Genomic DNA, 19,309 nt, shown 5'->3' with positions numbered 1-19,309 from the left:
GTGACAACATCAGATTTCGAGCGCCTGCTTGACGAACTCTCTGGCTCAGCATCCTCTACTCCCATCGTTGAAGAATCAATTACAGATTCGGCAAGCCTAAAAGCAGTTGCCAAACGCAACATCGACCCAATCGCTGCGGCAAAGCTAATCGACCACGACTACCGTCGATTTTTGAAGACCCTCCTGCGCCCAAAAAGCGCACCAATCCGCGACGCCTTGCATCTGGCAGTTGACGAGAGCCCGTCGCTTTCAAAGGGGCCTCTAATCGAGCTGACCCCGCCCTACGCTTCCGGTCGTACAATTGCGGATTTGGTTAGCTCAGGGGTCCTATCTCCTGGAATGGCCAACTTGGGTAAACCTCTACCTGCGTCCCGTCCGCTGTATCAGCACCAGGAATCAGCAATTGAAAAGATTCGCGACGGAAGAAATCTGATTGTCTCCACCGGTACTGGCTCCGGCAAGACAGAGAGCTTTCTCATTCCAATCCTCGATTCCCTACTGCGGGAACGTGACGCAGGCACACTTCGACCTGGCGTCCGAGCATTACTTCTCTACCCGATGAACGCGCTGGCAAATGACCAAGTCAAGCGACTGCGTGAGCTTTTGGCGGAAACCCCAGAGATTACTTTTGGACGCTATACCGGTGAAACCCCTCAAACTGAGAAAGACGCGCGAAATCTATTCAGGGACACCAACCGCGATCAGCCGTTGCTGTCGAATGAACTCATCAGCCGCGACCAGATGCAGAAGACTCCTCCGCATATCTTGCTCACGAATTATGCGATGCTTGAATACCTTCTACTGCGTCCGACCGATAGTGCATTCTTCGACGGAGTGCATGCAGATTCCTGGTCCTTCATAGTCCTGGATGAAGCTCACGTTTATGCCGGAGCTCAGGGAACTGAAATCGGCATGCTTCTGCGCCGATTGAAAAATCGAGTTTCGACTCCAACACAATCAATCCAGTGCATTGCCACATCCGCTTCGTTGCAGGGCGAGAAATCCGAAGTAATGAAGTTCGGATCTTCTCTTTTCGATGCACCGTTTGAGTTCGTCGAAGACGACCCGAACCGACAAGATTTGGTAACTGCAACTCGTAAAGCACTGCCTGTTACCGAGAGTTGGGCACTCCAAGATTCTCTCTTCCACTCAGAGAACTCCAACTCTGACCTTGCAGAGGCGCTTCGAGTTCAGGCTAGTAACCTAGGTATCACAGAATTCGAAGCTCTCAATACCGAGGCTCACATTGTGAGCATGCGTAAGTTTTGTGCGGACGGGTCAAAGGATTTAACTGCGCTGGCGCACCGCCTTTGGCCAGACACAAATATCGAGGTAGCACAGGAACGAGTGCACAAATTGGTGACTCTCGGTGCTACAACCGTCGATGCCAGCGGAGTACCGGCAGTCAGCGCTCGCTACCACATGTTCGTGCGTGCTTCTGAAGGGGCCTTCCTCAGTCTTCGAGAGGATGGCTCTCCAATAATTTCGCTGAGCCGAAAGAAAACAATGGGGTCCCGACCTGTGTATGAGATGGCCACTTGTAAGACATGTGGTGGAGTCCATCTTTTGGGCACAGTTATCGGCGATACTTTTCTTTCCGGGAGCTTCGAGAAGACAAACCAGGGATTCCACTGGGCTCTGCTTAATCCACAGAGTGAGACAGTCTCGTATAACGAAGATGATTCTGTCGAAGAAGGCACGGATATTACTGAAACGCAGGTTCAGACCACGAATTATCTTTGCTTTGGATGCGGGAAAATCTACCACGATGAGCTTTCCAGCTGTGCCAATGCGGATTGCAGTTCTCACGCCATCCGCCCAGTTAAGTTCTACTCAACCACCCAGTCGACAAAAGACCTAGACTGCTGTCTTGACTGTGGTTCTAGCCGGAACAATCAAGTATCTAGGTTATTGACGGACGCAGATCTCGCCCCAGCCACACTTGCTAGCTCACTTTTTCAGCTTCAGCCAGCAGCACCCGGAAAAGAATCCGCTGTCGGACAAGGACGAAAGCTTTTAACCTTTTCCGATTCCCGCCAGGCTGCCGCCTTCGCAGCACCTTATCTGGAGCGAATGTTCAATAAAAATGTTGAACGTCGAATTCTGCTCACGGCTTTGGCTGAACAGACTAGCGAAGGTCCCATCACCCTTTTGCAATGGGTTAAAGCAACCAGCCTGCTCTCACGAGACAAGAAGCTCTACCACAATGGAAAAAACACAGACGCCAGTTACTGGGTATTCGGAGAGGCTACTAGCATTGAGCGAAACCTGTCTCTCGAGGGTCTTGCACTAGCTGCCTACAGCATTGACCAGGAAAAACTAGATGCCGTTATAGGTCGTAATAGAGCTTTACGAAAGATTTTCCGCACCACAAACGATTGCCATGCATTTATCAATTTACTGTTAGGCGATTTACGTCTGCGGGGTGCTCTTGAACTTGTTGGATGTTCAGAGTTTAGTGATGAGCACTTCTTGCCGAGAAGGGGAGGTTGGGCATGCCGCCACGATTCGGGAGGCGACAATAAAAAGCAGATTTATTCGTGGTTCCCTGCGATCGGGAAAGATAACTATCGGCTTGCTTTCACCAAAAAAGCTCTAAAGAACAGTAATCTCGCTGCTATCCTCACCGATGAATCAAAGTTGCAAAAAGTCGCGACCATGGTGCTTTCGGAACTGTGGAAAGATCTTATCGCAGAAAACATTCTTGTTCAGCTGCCATACTCAGAGGAAAATCAAGCAAGGGGAATATCTGCCTCATCCGTTGTAGTTCAGGATGGCAACTATGCGGACTGGTATCAGTGTTCAAAATGCGGCACGGTTACTTGCCATAATTGTGCAGATCTTTGCCCAAACCGTTCTTGCGACGGAAATCTGACTCCGCTCAACACCACTTCCAGTGAATTCCAAAATCATTACTTCCGTTGGCTGGCACGGAATATGTCTATTCAATTGCTCAGGGCCAGTGAGCACACGGCTCAGTGGCAGCCCAAAAAGGCAGCTGAAATCCAAAATGATTTTATCGAAGGAAAGATTAATGTCCTTTCCTGTTCTACAACCTTTGAGCTAGGCGTAGACGTCGGTGAGCTGCAGTCGGTCATGATGCGAAATATGCCGCCCCGAACCTCCAATTATGTACAGCGTGCAGGTCGGGCCGGACGACGTGCTGGCTCAGCGGCCTTTGTCTTGACCTATGCGCGGCGAGCTGCCCATGATATGTCAATTTATCAGCACCCTGAGCAGATGATTGATGGCATCATGCGAACCCCATATGTCAGCATCGATAACCCTCGCATTGTTACTCGTCACTGTTACTCAGTGCTCTTCGCTGCTTTTCTACGCAAGCATGCTAATCGATGGGGGCAATGGCGGACGGTCAAGGGGCTCTTCCTCCCAGAGGATTCCATGGACGAAGTTCTTTACAAGCTCATGGCCGATTTCCTCGCCGACGGAGTACCGGCAGAGGTTCAGGCTGCACTCGAAAGAATCGTACCTCCCTCGCTGAAGGATGAGATCGGAATTTCGGGCGGTAGATGGACCACTGAATACCTCGAATTAATTGAGGTCGTCGAGGATGCGCTTCGACAGGAATGGGACGACCTAAAGGCGATTCGTCTCGACGCTTTTAAGCAGCGTAAAAATCACCGCAGGTATGATTTCACAATCAATACTCTGGAAAATCAAGAGACACTCGGTTTCATGGCGTCCCGGAACTTGCTACCAAAGTATGGGTTCCCGGTCGACAGTGTAAAACTCGATACATTTAATTCAGATATTGATGGCCACACAATTCATTTAAATAGGGATTTGTCACTTGCAATCGGTGACTACGCACCCGGTGCTCAAGTGGTTGCAGGGGGCCGACTGTGGACCTCAGCCGGAGTCAGAATCCTACCTGGGCGAGGCCTGCCACGGGGATACCTACTTGTTTGCCCGGTCTGCAACGAAGTCAACTATCAGTCGCACCGGCCTTTTGAAGCAGGTACAACCTGCCCCGGTTGCGGTTCCGCGTATTCAAGGAAGCAGGTGGTAATCCTGCAACCGATTTTTGGTTTCGTTGCTTCACGAGAAACCAGTTCGGTGAGTACGAGCGCGCCAAAGAACTATTGGTCTCGGGAATCGTATGTGCTTGACACCAACATGGAGGTTGTGGACTCTTTCGAATGCAAGACTTCGTGCGCGGTCCCTTTGATGGTGTCTGCACGCAAGCGAGCTCAGATTCTTGTGATTAACAAGAACAATGAGCAGCGGTTTCTTATTTGTGAATCTTGTGGCGCCGAAGTAAAGAGCCGTCGCGGAAAACATAAGAACCCTCGGACTAACCGGGAATGCTTTGGAACCGCTGACCCAGTTGCTTTGGGGCATCTGTACCAAACAGACATCGCCACCATCGAGTGCAGTCAACTTCGGGACTATGAAATGGCGCATCTGAACTCGGCAATGTATGCACTATTGGAATCTGCTTCAGTAACGCTTGAGCTAAATCGCGATGACATCGATGCCACGGTCTCGTGGTCGAGGGGCGAGCCACATTTCGTTCTCTTCGATGCCGTGCCGGGCGGTGCAGGAATCACGAAGGAAATTGTTGCTAACTTCCCCGCAGTCCTCGATAACGCAATCAAACGTGTCACCGATTGTGAATGTGATGCTGATACTTCTTGCTACGCATGTCTGCGTTCCTACAGTAATCAGCGCTTCCATGATCAGTTGCGCCGCGACTATGCCCTAGAGGTACTACGGAATCTGGCGTTGACCTCGTAGCACCCAGCGTTGACCGACCCTACAACCTCGGATCCATCGGCTCTGACTCCAGCGCCAACACGCCGAAGACAGGAACATGGATCCGATGCAGAGGCTCGCCCGCCGCTAGGCGCTCCAGCGACTCGATGCCGAGGGCATATTCGCGCAGCGCCGATGACTGCTTGTGCTGCAAATTTCGCCGCTTCAGCCGCTCTTGACGCTGCGGGTGCAGGTAGTCGTGCCCGTAAATCATTCGCAGATACTCCCGTCCGCGCACCTTCATGCCGGGCTGCACCTGACGCGACGTCTCTGCGTTTTCCATTGGCTTGACGACGGCCCCTTCCCCGCCGGCCTCTGTCAGCTGCAACCACCACTTCGATGCGACCTCCACCTGTTCCGGGTCACTGGGGTCGAGGACGAAGCAGCGCGTCTGCCGGTAGATCTCACTGTCTGCTGCGACCAGCTGATTCGCAATATCCAGGTGCCATGAGTGGGGCTTGTGGTGCCAGGTGGCATCCTCGCTTGCCAACACTTGGAAGGGTGCAAACTGAATCTTGTTGTCGCTGTCGACATATCGGTTGTAGGCAGCACGGAACTTCTGGAGCTCGTCCAGAGTCTGTTCTGGAGTAGGACCGCTGACCTCTACTCCCCTGTCGGTTGCCGCCTGCAGAGCGGCCGCGAGCTGCCTCCCTGCACCGATACCAGCGGCAGCGGTGGGTGCATAGATGTCGTCGATAAGCCCTTGGGCCTTGAGATTCCAGGGCAACATTTCGCCGTCGAGCAGAATCCAATCGCCGAATTGGTCAAAAAGCCCGGCGCGCGTTGCGGCCTTGGTCATTTCGTCGAGTGCCGAGGTCGTGTCGTCGAAGAAGGCACGCCCCGTCCGGGTGTAGGCGTACGAGCTAGCACCGAAACGAGTCTTTGTTCCGGGTCGAATCAAGCACAGCACAGCTCGGGAACCCATGTGCTTTTCCTGACAAATGACCTGGTCAGTGTGCGCTGCGTAGTAGCGGAATGCCTCCTCCGGGTGTTCCAGGAGTCCCTCTCGCTGCGAGGTCGGCGCCGGTGACATTGTCGGTGGCAGGTACGGAATTTTCTCCGGTGCGAGCGTGAAACGGCTGATAGTTTCCAGCGCTGCAGCTGCGCGGTCACTATCAATGCGAATGCGGCCATGCCGACCAGTCTGGATACCATCGACATCTAGCACGTCAGTGATGCGCAGCTCGGACTCCGGGCGGTTGGTGGTGCTGCGCGATGGGGCCTCCCACCAGGTCTGCTTTGCATCGACCTGCACGGTCTCTAGTTCGGGATAGCGCAGCGCAGAGAGCTTGCCGCCGAAGACACAACCGGTGTCGATGCACATGGTGTTATTGACCCAGCGCAGCCGGTCTGCTTCCATGTGGCCATAGACGACACGAGCGGAACCGCGGTAGTCCGCTGCCCAATCCAGACGTTCTGGCAGGCCATTTTCATCGAGCTTGCCAGTAGTGGCACCGTAGAGCGCGAACTCACGGACCTTTCCGGAGGCCCTGCCATGGAGGTGCTCAGGCAGTCCCGCGTGGGCTACGACCAGGGCGCCGTCATCAAGCACGTAGTGCACGGGCAGGTGGTCGATGAATTCACGGACGTCCTTCCGGAACTCCTCACTTTCGTCGGCGAGCTGAGTGAGCGTTTCGGCCAGCCCGTGACCAGTGGTGACGTTGTGGCCGTCGAGGGCGCGCACCAACTTAGAGTCATGGTTTCCGGGCACGCAGAGGGCATTGCCGGCAGCGACCATTCCCATGACCAGTTTCAAGACGGCTGGACTATTAGGGCCGCGATCGACAAGGTCACCAACAAAAATGGCCGTGCGACCATCGGGGTGATGAGCATCGCTGCCATCTGCCGAGAGCTGATAGCCAAGTTTTGCAAGCAGTTCGGTCAACTCATCGAAGCAGCCGTGGACGTCGCCGATGATGTCGAACGGACCGTGGAGGTCGCTGCGGTCGACCTTGAGCGGAACACGTTCAATGGTGACCTCTTCAATTTCCGTCGCGGAATTCAAGATGAAAACGTTGTGAATCTTCTCGCGCCTCAGGTGCTTGAGTCCTCGGCGCAGGTCACGGTGCTGGCGCTCCAACACCTCTACTCCGAAATTGCGGTCAGTGCGCTGCCTGTGCCGCTCCTTCACCTCCGCCAGCGGAAGATTCAAAACGATGGCAGCACTCAGCGCATGGTGGCTGCGCGCCAGCTTCACGAGCCGGGCACGATCCTGCGGCTTCACATTCGTCGCATCGACCACAGTGAGCAAGCCAGCTTCCAGACGCTTGCCGACGATCGTCTCCAGCAGCTCAAAAGCAGGCGCCGTCGCCGCCTGGTTATTCGGATCGTTGGAAACAATGCCGCGACAGGTATCCGAGGATACGACTTCAAACGGGCCGAAGTGTCGTGCCGCAAAAGTCGACTTTCCAGCACCGGAGACACCGACCAGCATGACCAAGCTGAGGTTAGGAAGTGAGATGGTACTCATAGTTAGCTCTCCTCTGCTGCGGTGAAGTCGTAGGAAAAGACTGCCATTTGTGTCGGTTGGCCATAGGTTTCGTGCACGTCTCCAATACCGTCGAAGTCCACCAGATAACCGAACTTCTCGGCCACGCCCTTCGCCCACTGGCGAAATTCCACACGGCTGAACTCGAAGCGGTGATCCAGGTGCCGGAACTGTCCGGGCGCTAGGTTTGGATAGCACGCGTTGTAGTCGCTGTTCGGCGTGGTGACGATGACGTACTGCGGCCGGGCTGCTCCAAAGACGTTGTTCTCCAACGCGGGCAGTCGGTCGGCATCAATGTGCTCGATGACCTCCATCAGGATTGCCACGTCCATGTTCGCAATGCGCTCATCGGCGTAGGTGACCGAGGATTGGAAAAGCTCCACCCGCGCGGCTTGGCGCTCCGGCATCCGATCTAGGTTGAGCGCCTTGTGTGCCTTTCGAAGCTCCCCTACAGAGACATCAGTGCCAACAATCTGCGCGATTCGTGGATTCTCCAGCATCGGCCCCAGCAACACGCCGGAACCACAGCCGATGTCCACAACGCTGCGCGGACGCAGGCTAAACACCTCACGCAGCACCCGCTCTTGACGCTGTCGGTTAAGTGGCTTGGCTGTGTGGTCACCGTTGGCCAGTTCGCTTCTGCTGGCTCCGTCGGATTCCCCAGCAAGCTTCACGACGGCTTCGTTGACCAGGCCTTTTTGATCCGCAAGGTAGCGCTTTAGGATTTTCTCCCGCTGCGGATGCTCCGGTAGCCAACCCTGCGCACGCGTGGCGAGCTTGTCGATTTCCCGGTCATCGACCCAATAGTGTTTCCCACCGTCGAGGACAGGAAGCAGAATATACAGGTGATTGAGCAAATCGCGGACGGTTGCCCTACCCGAAAGCGTTACCGTCGGTGAGAACTTCTGCCCAGCAATGTTGTTCGAAAAATCGCAGGCAACGCTCCACCCCAGCGGCTCGAACAGCTCCCGGATTTCTTCCTCAGTGCCGGGTACCGCTGCGACTGTCGCGGTGAGGTCGCTTGGGGCTTCGTCGTAAGGCGAGGGCTTCTCCATGACCATCGCCGTGGAGAAAACGGATTTCAGCGCCACTGTCAAAAGCGATGACGCGGCCCACTGCCGATCATTAATGTAGCCGGTCAGACTGAACGTATCGGCGCGGTACTGCTTGAGTTTCAGCAGCTCGTCACGGTCAATATCAACCCAAAGGGCTGCCGTGCATTCGGCATCGGTAGCCGTGGGGAAAAGGACTCGGGCAACACCGAACTTTAACTCGGCCTCATGCACGCGATCGGGATGCTTTCGCAGGATAAATCCCAAATCGCGTGCTGATTCAGTACGTGAAGGCTGATCGGTCCGTGAGTGTTTGGTGATTGCCAGATACATGCGGCAAGTCTAACGCCTAGAGCGTCTTAGGCTTGTGGGCCGGACGACTCTCCTCGTAGGCCACAATGTCCGCTTCGTTACGCAGGGTCAGGGAGACGTCGTCAAGCCCTTCCATCAGACGCCAGCGGGTGTAGTCGTCGACCTCGAACGGGAAGACCTGCTCACCTGCCTCGACGGTGCGGGTCTCCAGGTTGACGGTGAGCTCCATGCCCGGGTTAGCTTCCAGCAGCTTCCACAGCAGCTCGACATCGGACTGCTGCATCTGTGCGGCGAGCAACCCCGCCTTGCCCGCGTTTCCGCGGAAGATGTCGGCGAAGCGGGAGGAGATGACGACGCGGAAGCCGTAGTCCATCAGTGCCCACACGGCGTGCTCACGGGAAGAACCGGTACCGAAGTCCGGCCCTGCTACGAGGACGGAGCCCTTTGCGTACTCCGGGCGGTTGAGCACAAAGTCGGACTCATTGTTGCGCCAGTTGCTGAACAGGCCATCCTCGAATCCGGTGCGGGTGACGCGCTTTAGGTAGACGGCCGGGATGATCTGGTCGGTGTCGACGTTGGATCGCTGCAGGGGAACGCCGACGCCGGTGTGAGTATCAAACTTTTCCATGGTGAAAGGTCCTTAGAAGTTCTGCTTGGGTCTGTTGTACAAAGATCGGCGGTTAGAGTCAGTTAGAGATCAGCCGGTGCTGCGAAGTGACCGACGACTGCGGTAGCTGCGGCGACGGCAGGGCTAACCAGGTGGGTACGACCACCCTTGCCCTGACGGCCCTCGAAGTTGCGGTTGGAGGTCGAAGCGCAACGCTGGCCCGGGGTCAGCTGATCCGGGTTCATGCCCAGGCACATGGAGCAGCCCGGCATACGCCATTCAGCGCCTGCCTCTTCGAAGATCTTGCCCAGTCCCTCTTCCTCAGCCTGCGCACGGACCTTTGCGGAGCCCGGCACGATGAGCATCTGGACGCCGTCGGCAACCTTGCGGTCCTTCAGCACGTCGGCGACGGCGCGCATGTCCTCGATGCGGCCGTTGGTGCAGGAACCGACGAAGACAACGTCGACCTTAACGTCGCGCATCGGGGTGCCCGGCTTCAGGTCCATGTACTCCAGCGCGCGCTCGGCGGCGATGCGGTCGGAGTCCTCAGCGATGAACTCCGGATCCGGCACGGCCTCCCCCAGCGGCACTCCCTGGCCAGGGTTGGTACCCCAGGTAACGAATGGAGTCAGCGCGGAACCATCGATTTCGACGACCTTGTCGAACTTCGCGTCCTCGTCAGTAACCAGGGACTTCCAGTATTCGACAGCCTCGTCCCACTGCTCGCCCTGCGGCGCGTGCGGGCGACCCTTCAGGTATTCGAAAGTGGTCTCGTCCGGAGCAATCATGCCGGCGCGGGCACCGGCTTCGATGGACATGTTGCAGATGGTCATGCGAGCTTCCATCGACAGCTTCTCGATGGCCTCGCCACGGTACTCAATAACGTGGCCCTGACCGCCGCCGGTGCCAATCTTGGCGATAATCGCCAGAATCAGGTCCTTGGCGGTAACACCATCCTGCAGTTCGCCGGTGACATTGACCGCCATGGTCTTGAAAGGCTTCAGCGGCAGGGTCTGGGTAGCCAGAACGTGCTCAACCTCAGAGGTACCGATACCGAAGGCCATGGCGCCGAAAGCACCGTGAGTTGCGGTATGCGAGTCACCACAGACGACGGTGGTGCCCGGCTGAGTCAGGCCCAGCTGTGGGCCGACGACGTGCACGATACCCTGCTCGCGGTCGCCCATCGGATGCAGGCGGATACCGAACTCCTCGGCGTTCTTGCGCAGTGTGGCAATCTGGGTACGAGAGGTCGGTTCCTCAATCAGATTGATTTTGCCGCCGGCGACAGTGGTCGGAACGTTGTGATCCTCAGTTGCGATGGTCAGATCCGGGCGGCGCACCTTGCGCCCTGCCAGACGGAGGCCATCAAAAGCCTGTGGCGAGGTAACCTCGTGGACGAGGTGCAGATCGATATAAATCAGATCTGGTTCGCCGTTGTCGCCTTGCTTGACTACGTGGTCACGCCAGACTTTCTCGGCCAGAGTCTTCGGGCTGGTGTCCGTGGTGCGCATAGTGGGTGAGCCGCCTTCCGGATATATCTCTTTTATCTCAAGGAATGAGATGTTAATATCATGGCATGGGACAGATTAGCACATCCGAGACGCCAGCTCTAAGTGGCATTAAGGTTCTCGACCGTTCGGTACTCATTCTCAAGTCTGTTGCAGAAACTCCACGCACCCTCGCCGAGCTCTGCGACGACACCGGCCTGCCCCGCGCCACCGCCCATCGGCTGGCCACGGCGTTGGAAGTACACCGCCTTGTCACCCGCACTCCGGACGGCCGCTGGACGACGGGCCCCGGCCTCACCGAGATCACGCCTGTCACAACCGACCTGCTTGCCGACGCCGCAGCGCACATCCTGCCGAAGCTAGTAGAGGTAACCGGAGAGTCCGTGCAGCTCTACCGTCTCACCGGCGATACCCGCACCTGTATTGCCTCCATGGAGCCCGCCACCGGACTGCGCAACACCGTGCCAGTTGGCTCTCGCATGCCGCTAACCGCCGGCTCCGCCGCACGTGTTCTCCTGGCCTTTGGCCCGGCCAACCTCGCTGAGCGAATGCTTCCCGACGCCGACTTCAACCAACAGGACCTCGACGACTGCCGACGTCTCGGCTGGTCCGAGTCCATGGGTGAGCGCGACCCCGCACTTGCCTCCGTCTCCGCCCCGGTTTTCGACAGCAACCAGCGCATGATTGCAGTCCTATCCGTCTCCGGCCCCGTGGAGCGCATGACTCCGTCGCCCTACGAATGCTGGGGCGCAAAGGTTCTCGGCGCCGCTGAAGAGATGAGCTCCCGACTGTAATGCCCGCTTACCGTCACCTTGTCCTTCTTCTGTCCATGTTCGCGGCGGTCGGTTCGTCCGTCGTTCACATGGGTGTGCCTTTTCTCATCCCATCCCTACAGGAAAACGGCTTAAGCCTCTCCGCCGCCGGCCTCGTCGCAGCAATGCCGGCGGCCGGTATTGTCTTCACGCTCATCGCCTGGGGCTGGTTTGTCGACCGCTATGGCGAACGCGCAGCTCTGTTCGCCGGCCTGACCTCTACTGCCTTAACGACGGGGCTTGCGGCGCTAGCTTCGTCGTCAAGCCCGGCTCTGCTCGGGGCCACGCTCTTTCTCGCCGGGTGTGCGGCGGCGAGCGTGAATTCGGCATCCGGCCGCGTGGTGTCGGGCTGGTACCCACCGCATCAGCGCGGCACTGCGATGGGCATTCGCCAAATGGCTCAGCCCCTCGGCGCTGCACTATCAGCGGTAACCCTGCACCCTCTCGCGCAGAATTACAGCATCGGAGTCGCACTCGCGATGCCCGCAATCCTGTGCGCCGTGCTGGCGTTGCTTGTACTGATAGGCGTGAAGAATCCCCCTCGCCCTGATGCCTCGAACCCCACCGTCACGGCCAGCCCCTACCGGGACGGCAAGTACCTCGTGCGCATCCACATCGCCTCGGCGCTGCTGTCCTGGCCGCAGTCGATGATGGGTGCCTACATTCTGGTGTGGTTGCTGTCTGTGGGGTACTCCGATGGCACGGCGGGCACAATTGTGATGGTCTCGCAGCTGCTCGGTGCCGGATCGCGAGCACTGATGGGTGTGGTCTCTGACCGAGTGCGATCTCGCATCCGCCCCTACCGCTGGGTCTCGGGTGCGACCTTTGTTTTGGCTGTCGCAATGATGATTGCCAGCTGGGCTGATTGGCGTACGCTTGGAACTTTGCTGGTCTGCGCACTGGCCGTTGCTGTGGTCAGCCCGAATGGACTCGCCTTCACCGCAGTTGCTGAATACGCAGGCCCCTTCTGGTCCGGACGCGCTATGGGTACGCAGAACACGTTCCAGAACATTATCTACGCTGCAACGCCTCCGGTTTCGGGTGCGATTGTGGCCGCTGCGGGCTTCCCCGCGCTGTTTGCCGTCACGGCTCTGTTCCCCGCCGCCGCGCTGGGTATTGCGCCACGAGAAGACCAGAACCGCAACGGGCGGGTGCGGGTCGAGCTTGACTAGCTAGCTCCGCGCCCACCAAACAAATCGAGCCACGCACGCGCACCAGTGCACAGCCAGCAAACACAGCAGCCCAGCGCTGGCCACGTATAGCCACTGCACGCCGGTAATGTCACCCAGGCTGTGCGTACCAAGACTCAGAGTGCCCACGGGGAAGGTTGCACCCCACCAACCAGGGCTGTATCCGGCCCAACTGATTACGGCGCGGGTGAATCGTCGTAAAGCGATGGCGGCGAGGAAGACACCGACAATGAGCACAGCGGTGCCGTAAGCGACAGCGGAGGTTCGGTTGAAAAGCAGCTGCGCAGCGGCCGTGGACTGACCGACCAGCCCGAGCGGAATCCAGGCAGTACCGGCGATGGAATCGGGGATGCGCATGGCGCCAGAGAACAGCGCGACGTAGCAGCGTACGAAAACCGGCAGAACCGTAATCAGCGCCATCCAAAAGAGTATTTGTGCGCAGACGTGATAGAACGTGCCGTAGTCAACGCTCAGCTGTGCGCCACTTGTCGCCGCCACCATCGGGGCGACTAGCGCGAGGCCCCACTGAAAAGTTGGTTCGCCTTCGAATCCTCGCAGTTGGCGAAGGCTGACGTAGATTGCCAGCGGCGCACCGATCCACCAGGACATCAGCTGCCACGATGAGTTACTAGCTAGCGCAGTCGCAGCACTACCGAGAGCCATGATGCCCATCGAGAGCATGCCCCACGGCGCCATCAGCTTCGAGTGGAAAGGCGGGTTTCGAAGGCGCAGCCAGCCGACCACCATAAAGCCGAGAATGCCAACTGCCACGACGAGAAGCAGTTCCGGAACCACCGGCACGTCATGAATGTGCGCAAGCGTGGCGAAGATGGAGGTGCCCATCAGCGATCCTGCCCACGCAGGCCCGGCGGGCGCAAGCACATCACTGCGAGGAGAGTTGGTCATGCCCATACCGTATTTGTTCTTGCTGCAGTCACCGCTATCACGAAACTCTGTGAGGGGTACCATTGATGCATGTACCCCTCCGCTGTGGCCGAACTCGAAGCACTTTTCACCGTCGCCCGTGCGGGGTCGATCTCGAAGGCCGCGCGTGAGCTCGGCACCAACCAGCAGACCATGTCCGCACGCATCGCACGGGCGGAAAGAGCGCTGGGAATCACAGTCTTCGAACGCTCCCCTTACGGCGTCTCCCCTACAGAAAAAGGGCAAGTGCTTATCGACGCTCTCCCAGACCTCCTCGCCGCCTGCCACAAGTTTTCGGGCATTGCCGCCAGCTTGCGTTCCGACAGTGTTCCCCGCCACCTCACCCTTGCGGTGTCCAACACTGTCGCTGAGCTCTACTACCCCGGCTGGGCCGCAGAGTTCCACCGGCAACATCCCGCAGTCAAACTTTCGATGGTGCAGGCAAACTCCCGTGAGGTGCGGCAACTAGTAGCCGACAGTGCGGTGGACTTCGGCCTGGTAGAGGGCGAGGCTGGTCGGCACGACCTCGAAGAACGAATCATCGGCACCGACGAACTGGTCCTCGCCGTGCCGACTGGGCATTTGTGGGCTGAGCGGGCCGAGATATCCGCCGAGGAACTGCGCGCGACGCCACTCGTTATTCGCGAACCGGGTTCCGGTAGCCGACAGGTGGTGGAAGATGCACTGGGCACTCTCACCGAACCCGCCGGAGAATTTGGCTCCCTTTCAGCACAGCGCGCTGGAATGATTGCGCTGGCAGCGCCAACAATCATCGCCCGCGGCGCAATTCGCGATCAGGTAACGCTCGGGCGCATCGTCATCGTCCCCACCGACACCGTTTTTACTCGCAACCTCAGCGTGGTTATGCGTCGTGGCAGTAAAGCTAGTGGGGACATTTCGGAATTTATCCGCATTGCTAGTCCTATACTTAGCAAGCATGAGCAATTCGAATGATGAACTCTTTTCCTCCGACCGCTACGATGCCGGTATCCAAATCCGCCGCGAGGTAATGGGCGACGAATTCGTCGATGCCGCCCTCGCCCGCAATGCTGGCTCCGACGGAGAGACCCTGCAGAAGCACATCACCGCCACAGTCTGGGGTTCTGTCTGGAGCCGCGAAGGGCTGGCCAAGCGCGATCGCTCTCTGCTCAACATTGGAATGCTCGTCGCTCTGCGAGCCACCGAGGAACTGCGCGGCCACATCAAGGGCGCCCTCGCCAACGGTCTGACCCGCACCGAGATCACCGAAGCCATCGTCCACGCTTCCGGTTACTGCGGCGCACCGGCCGCACTGTCCGCGATGAAGGTCGCGCAGGAAGTGCTCATTGCTGAGCTCGGCCCGCTTGACGACGACGATCAGTAGGCAGCCCACGGGCTATCAGGCCCTGGCCTCCGCGTTAGTACATCAGTGATGCGGCGCAGCAGCCACGACAGTGGCAGGGCGATGGCAGTGGTGACAATTGCCACTGCCAACATCGAGCCCTGGAAGGTCTGATAACCCATCAAGCTCATTACCCAGTCCATGACCAACACGTGGACGAGGAAGAACTCGTAGGAGACCTCCCCCAACCACATCAAGGCTGGATGACGAAGCCCCCCTTACCTCCGTGCCCAGCGCAATCGGGGCCACGAATGCGCCTGCGGACAAGCCATACAGCGTGGTCTTCCACAACGCCTGGTCGACATCATCCGGCACCAAGGTTGCTGGCCCCACGTGAGTGGTTGTGGATAGGAAAAACAGGACTAGCGCTATCAGCCAGCTGGCCGCCAAATTGACGCGCCAGCCAACTTTTCGCCCGTAAGCCAGCAGCATTCCGATGGCGAACCAGTCGAAATACGCCATCGGCCACAGCCGTGCCACTACCGGCAGCAGCCCTTCCTGATGCGACAGCACAGTCCAGACCGGGCCAATAAGGCCAAAACCAATAATGATGGCCAACGTTGGACCAGGCCGCAGCCGCCCCTTTGTGATCGTCCAGATGCCAAGCCCCACCAGCGGCAATACCAAGTAGAAGCCGACTTCCACCACCATCGACCACATCTGCGGCAAGCCCGGGTGAATCCAGCCGAATTGGAGCGTCTGGGTAAACGACATCGTGCGCAACCAGCCCTGTAGCCCTCCACCAGATGGTGGTGGCTCGTCTGCAGTGTGAATCAGAAAGGCCGCAGTGACCACAATCCAGTAGGCCGGCAGGACTCTCTTCGCACGGCTGGTGAAATACTTCCGCAAGTCCGGTCGGTTCGCGGGGACGTCGTCAGGCGAACCGAGCCAGCGCCCTGTGAGCAGAACCGCACTGAGCACGAAGAAGATGGTGACGCCAATTTCGAATCGACCGTTGAGGCGCCCCCACCAATCGCCGGTGTAATTGCCCGTCCAAAACGCGGCATGCGTGAGCAGGACGCCGAACGCGCCGATGGCTCGGATGCTGGTCAGCTCCGGAACGTAGGTGGACTTGGCCGAATTCATGCCAATATTTTAGGAGCGCAAAGTACTTCCCCGTGTTATTTCGGCAAAAGTGGAATCTACATAATTTCTTCTACATATTCTCGACGGTGCTCAAAATGTACTGAGCAGATTCACGCAACCGCTCCAGCTCCCAGCTGTTTAGCTGTGGCGGCATACGGCGAATGATTCCACCTCGGCCAATCACCGCAGGCATCGACAGCGAGACATCCGGCAACCCGTATTCACCATCCAAGCGTGTACACACCGGGTGGACGCTGTTTTGATCCAGCATCACCGCACGGGCAATTTCCAAAGCGGAGCGTGCAACACCGGCATTAGTCCAGCCCTTGGCATTGAGAACATCGTAAGCTGCCCCGACCACGGCATCTTGAATTTCTTGCGGTGAAGGCAGCGGCGTGCCATGCCATTTTTCCAGTTCTGCCCACCTCACACCTTGAACATTGAGTGTGGACAAAATTGGGACAGCCGTAAGCCCGTGCTCACCCATCATGTAGCCAGTGACTGACTTCGGGTCGATGCCGAGCTGCTTGGCCACCACCCAGCGCAGTCGAGCCGAGTCCAGCATGGTGCCGGTACCAAAGAGCTTTTCCGCGGGGTAGTCGAACTCGGTATGTGCCAAGTGCACCACCGCATCGAGTGGATTAGTAATAAAGAGGACGATCGCATCGCGCGTATGCTTCACGATTCCCGGCATGACATCGCGAACCACCTCCCCGCTGAGCTTGGCCAATCCGGCACGGTCCGGACGGGAATCCGGGTCGTCCGGGTCCGGGAGAATGGACGCACCAGCAGCGACGATAATCATATCTGCGTCAGCACAATCGCTGTAGTCGCCAGCATGCACATTGACATAGTCCGTGCCGGGAACACCAGTGGACTGGGATTGGTCCAGAGCCTCGCCATGCGCGACGCCTGGTGCTGCGTCAATAGTGGCAATCTCAGCGAACAGCCCGGATTCCATGGCATATGTCAGAACATACGAACCGACGTGACCGAGACCAATACAAACGAGTTTTGAATGTTTCATAGTTTCGATACTAGGACTGTGGAAATCCAGTGCCGCGGTGGAGGGGTGAGCAGCAAGACAAGAGCCTCCACTCGATTACGAGTGAAGGCTCTTGTCTCTATATATCTTTGTACCCCGTACGGGATTTGAACCCGTGTTACCGCCGTGAGAGGGCGGCGTCCTAGGCCGCTAGACGAACGGGGCTTAGAACTTTCATCCGCGCGCTGCGGACTTGTTAAACAATACACTAGACGTGGATAGTAACTGCAAATCACCAGGTCAAAGCACTAAATTCCAAGTGTTTCCGCATTTTCTGCCAATGCGTTTTTAAGCTCCGCTTCATCCATTCTTCGCAAAGTCGCAACTTCGGCGACAGTGTCCCGCAACGCGGCGATGACCTCGGCAGAGACCGCCTCCGCCGCATCACCGCTTCCGGGCTCGCGCGGAAGGTCAGTTTCCAGCAAAAGCCTATCGACGGGCACCTGCGACACATAGGCCCGTCCGCGTTTGGTCCGCAACATGAGCGGATTGACGGAGATGTAGCCACCGGCTCGGATAAGCCTGGTCAGCTCATCGTTGGTGCCACCGAAACGGTGAAAGATGGGCACGAGATTCTCACCGGGCACCATGCCCGCGTCGGTGTTCAAGCGTGGTTCCAGCAGATCAAGCACCGTATCGGCGCTGCGGACTGTGTGAATGGACAGGATATGCGGCTGGCTCGAAGCTTGGACAGCATCGAGGATGCCGGTGAGGACATGGATTTGAGTCTCGGCGGGAACGTCGTCAAGCCTGCGGGGCGCGAAGTCCAAGCCAATCTCACCGACGAAACGGGTGTGTGGAAGGGCCTCGCGAAATATCTCAAGCTCGCGCTCGTAGTTGCCGTCGATATACCACGGGTGATAGCCGACTGCGGCCATGGGGAGATTTTCGCGCTCTAGCTCGACAAATCCGGAGGGGCGGACTGTCTGCGCGATGATCTCCACGCCTTCCTGCGCAATATCGGCTTTGAAGCACTCGCGCGAAGCCGGTGGCAGGAAATCGTAGTGAAAGTGGGTATCGATGAGCCGCATCATTTTTCCGTTGGTGGCTGGTTTTCGTCGGCCGGACCGCCGATGCGCGGGGCCAGCGGGGTTTCCTCGAACCCGAGCAGACGGCGAATGACCTTTCCGGCCAGCATCTGCCCCATGATTGGCGGTATGTAGCTCATGGTACCGAGGGTTTCCGCCTTGGTACCGCTGCCCTTGTCCGCAATTCTCACTGGCTCTTCGGATGAGTACAGCACCTCAAGACCGCGAATGCGTCGGCGGATACACACCTGACGGACGACCTTCGCCAGCGGACAGACCTTTGTCTTATTGATTTTCGAGAAGGTCAGCCGAGCTGGGTCGAGCTTATTTCCGCCGCCCATAGCGGAAATGAGGTGGACACGATTTTCCGCGCACCACTGCGCGATCTCAATCTTGCCGGTGACATCGTCGATAGCGTCGATGATGTAATCCGGACGCGGGAACTGCTCGAAGGTCTCCGCCAGGTTTTCGCGTGTGAGAAAAATCTGGCGGGCATAGGTCGTACAATCCGGGTTGATATCGGCAACCATCGCCTCCATGACCTCGGCTTTGACCCGGCCAATCGTGGAGACAAAAGCCAGCGCCTGACGGTTGAGATTGCTCGGCTCCACGACATCACCGTCGATCAAGATGAGGTTGCCCACGCCGCCTCGGGCAAGAGCTTCGGCACAACTCGACCCCACGCCTCCGAGTCCGACAACCATGACGGTAGATTCAGCTAACGTTTCTAGCCCCTCCTCCCCTAGGAGAAGCTTCAGTCGTGCGAAACGTTCACTGGTCATAGTCGCCCCTGGTCATAGTCGCCTCGATTCTTAAAAAACAAAAACTCCCCAGCCGACTGACTGGGGAGTAACTTTGTACCCCGTACGGGATTTGAACCCGTGTTACCGCCGTGAGAGGGCGGCGTCCTAGGCCGCTAGACGAACGGGGCTTAGAACTGAATCCAACCCAACTGAGTGAGCGAATTCCGCTGGCCTACCAGGACTCGAACCTAGAATGACGGTACCAGAAACCGTAGTGTTGCCAATTACACCATAGGCCAATAAAGACTGGCGCTTTCACGCTGTCTTTGTACCCCGTACGGGATTTGAACCCGTGTT

The 19,309-nt window shown here is 57.7% G+C and carries 14 protein-coding genes and 3 tRNA genes; 5 read left to right on the top strand and 12 right to left on the bottom strand.

All coding sequences use genetic code 11. The features are described from left to right. Complete coding sequence (locus HMPREF2920_RS08385; RefSeq protein WP_083308241.1) at nucleotides 1–4,758, top strand: DEAD/DEAH box helicase; 4,758 nt, start codon at nucleotides 1–3, stop codon at nucleotides 4,756–4,758. Nucleotides 4,759–4,777: 19 nt separating this feature from the next. Here HMPREF2920_RS08385 and HMPREF2920_RS08380 read toward each other — a convergent pair whose 3' ends face one another. The 4 genes from HMPREF2920_RS08380 to leuC form a co-directional block, all read right to left on the bottom strand. After that, a complete protein-coding gene (locus tag HMPREF2920_RS08380) occupies nucleotides 4,778–7,246 on the bottom strand; it encodes a polynucleotide kinase-phosphatase (protein WP_070601546.1) in 2,469 nt (822 codons plus the stop codon). A 2-nt stretch (nucleotides 7,247–7,248) separates the two neighbouring features. After that, nucleotides 7,249–8,649, bottom strand: coding sequence for a 3' terminal RNA ribose 2'-O-methyltransferase Hen1 (locus tag HMPREF2920_RS08375; RefSeq protein WP_070601547.1), 1,401 nt, complete (start codon nucleotides 8,647–8,649; stop codon nucleotides 7,249–7,251). 16 nt (nucleotides 8,650–8,665) lie between these two features. After that, complete coding sequence (leuD, locus tag HMPREF2920_RS08370) at nucleotides 8,666–9,256, bottom strand: 3-isopropylmalate dehydratase small subunit (protein WP_049189541.1); 591 nt, start codon at nucleotides 9,254–9,256, stop codon at nucleotides 8,666–8,668. A gap of 62 nt (nucleotides 9,257–9,318) precedes the next feature. Beyond that, a complete protein-coding gene (gene leuC, locus HMPREF2920_RS08365; RefSeq protein WP_070601548.1) occupies nucleotides 9,319–10,746 on the bottom strand; it encodes a 3-isopropylmalate dehydratase large subunit in 1,428 nt (475 codons plus the stop codon). Nucleotides 10,747–10,811: 65 nt separating this feature from the next. Between leuC and HMPREF2920_RS08360 the strand changes: the two genes are divergently transcribed. Both HMPREF2920_RS08360 and HMPREF2920_RS08355 read left to right on the top strand, forming a co-directional pair. Continuing rightward, entirely contained in the window at nucleotides 10,812–11,537 is a 726-nt protein-coding gene (locus HMPREF2920_RS08360; RefSeq protein ID WP_049171587.1) for an IclR family transcriptional regulator, read from the top strand. Further along, nucleotides 11,537–12,727 (top strand): MFS transporter, encoded by a 1,191-nt coding sequence (locus HMPREF2920_RS08355; RefSeq protein ID WP_049189543.1) that lies wholly within the window; start codon nucleotides 11,537–11,539, stop codon nucleotides 12,725–12,727. Before HMPREF2920_RS08360 ends, HMPREF2920_RS08355 begins: the two co-directional genes overlap by 1 nt. Here HMPREF2920_RS08355 and HMPREF2920_RS08350 read toward each other — a convergent pair whose 3' ends face one another. After that, a complete protein-coding gene (locus tag HMPREF2920_RS08350; RefSeq protein ID WP_070601599.1) occupies nucleotides 12,728–13,651 on the bottom strand; it encodes a TDT family transporter in 924 nt (307 codons plus the stop codon). 69 nt (nucleotides 13,652–13,720) lie between these two features. On the opposite strand from HMPREF2920_RS08350, the gene HMPREF2920_RS08345 reads away from it, so the two are divergent. Both HMPREF2920_RS08345 and HMPREF2920_RS08340 read left to right on the top strand, forming a co-directional pair. Further along, a complete protein-coding gene (locus HMPREF2920_RS08345; RefSeq protein ID WP_070854144.1) occupies nucleotides 13,721–14,623 on the top strand; it encodes a LysR family transcriptional regulator in 903 nt (300 codons plus the stop codon). Further along, the gene (locus tag HMPREF2920_RS08340; RefSeq protein ID WP_070854143.1) at nucleotides 14,607–15,032 is read left to right on the top strand and encodes a carboxymuconolactone decarboxylase family protein; all 426 of its coding nucleotides are present in this window, start codon (nucleotides 14,607–14,609) and stop codon (nucleotides 15,030–15,032) included. Before HMPREF2920_RS08345 ends, HMPREF2920_RS08340 begins: the two co-directional genes overlap by 17 nt. A 42-nt stretch (nucleotides 15,033–15,074) precedes the next feature. On the opposite strand, the gene HMPREF2920_RS08335 is transcribed toward HMPREF2920_RS08340, so the two are convergent. The 7 genes from HMPREF2920_RS08335 to HMPREF2920_RS08305 form a co-directional block, all read right to left on the bottom strand. Beyond that, nucleotides 15,075–16,136 (bottom strand): acyltransferase family protein, encoded by a 1,062-nt coding sequence (locus tag HMPREF2920_RS08335; RefSeq protein ID WP_246816307.1) that lies wholly within the window; start codon nucleotides 16,134–16,136, stop codon nucleotides 15,075–15,077. A gap of 70 nt (nucleotides 16,137–16,206) precedes the next feature. After that, nucleotides 16,207–17,163, bottom strand: a complete 957-nt coding sequence (locus tag HMPREF2920_RS08330) for a lactate/malate family dehydrogenase (protein ID WP_048735408.1) — start codon at nucleotides 17,161–17,163, stop codon at nucleotides 16,207–16,209. A gap of 110 nt (nucleotides 17,164–17,273) precedes the next feature. Further along, nucleotides 17,274–17,346: transfer RNA gene (locus tag HMPREF2920_RS08325), tRNA-Glu, on the bottom strand. Nucleotides 17,347–17,429: 83 nt separating this feature from the next. Further along, on the bottom strand, nucleotides 17,430–18,215 hold the full coding sequence (locus tag HMPREF2920_RS08320; protein ID WP_246816309.1) for a TatD family hydrolase: 786 nt from the start codon (nucleotides 18,213–18,215) through the stop codon (nucleotides 17,430–17,432). After that, a complete protein-coding gene (locus HMPREF2920_RS08315; protein WP_048735404.1) occupies nucleotides 18,212–18,991 on the bottom strand; it encodes a tRNA threonylcarbamoyladenosine dehydratase in 780 nt (259 codons plus the stop codon). The genes HMPREF2920_RS08320 and HMPREF2920_RS08315 overlap by 4 nt, the downstream gene beginning before the upstream one ends. A gap of 76 nt (nucleotides 18,992–19,067) precedes the next feature. Then, nucleotides 19,068–19,140, bottom strand: a tRNA-Glu gene (locus HMPREF2920_RS08310). A 39-nt stretch (nucleotides 19,141–19,179) separates the two neighbouring features. Continuing rightward, nucleotides 19,180–19,251 (bottom strand) — tRNA-Gln (locus HMPREF2920_RS08305). Nucleotides 19,252–19,309 lie beyond the last annotated feature (58 nt).

This window comes from Corynebacterium sp. HMSC075F02 (assembly GCF_001838335.1).
In the GTDB taxonomy this organism is placed as follows: Bacteria; Actinomycetota; Actinomycetes; order Mycobacteriales; family Mycobacteriaceae; genus Corynebacterium; species Corynebacterium jeikeium_D.
The sequence above is the reverse complement of the archived record's forward strand: the minus strand, read 5'-3'. Positions and strand labels throughout refer to the sequence as shown.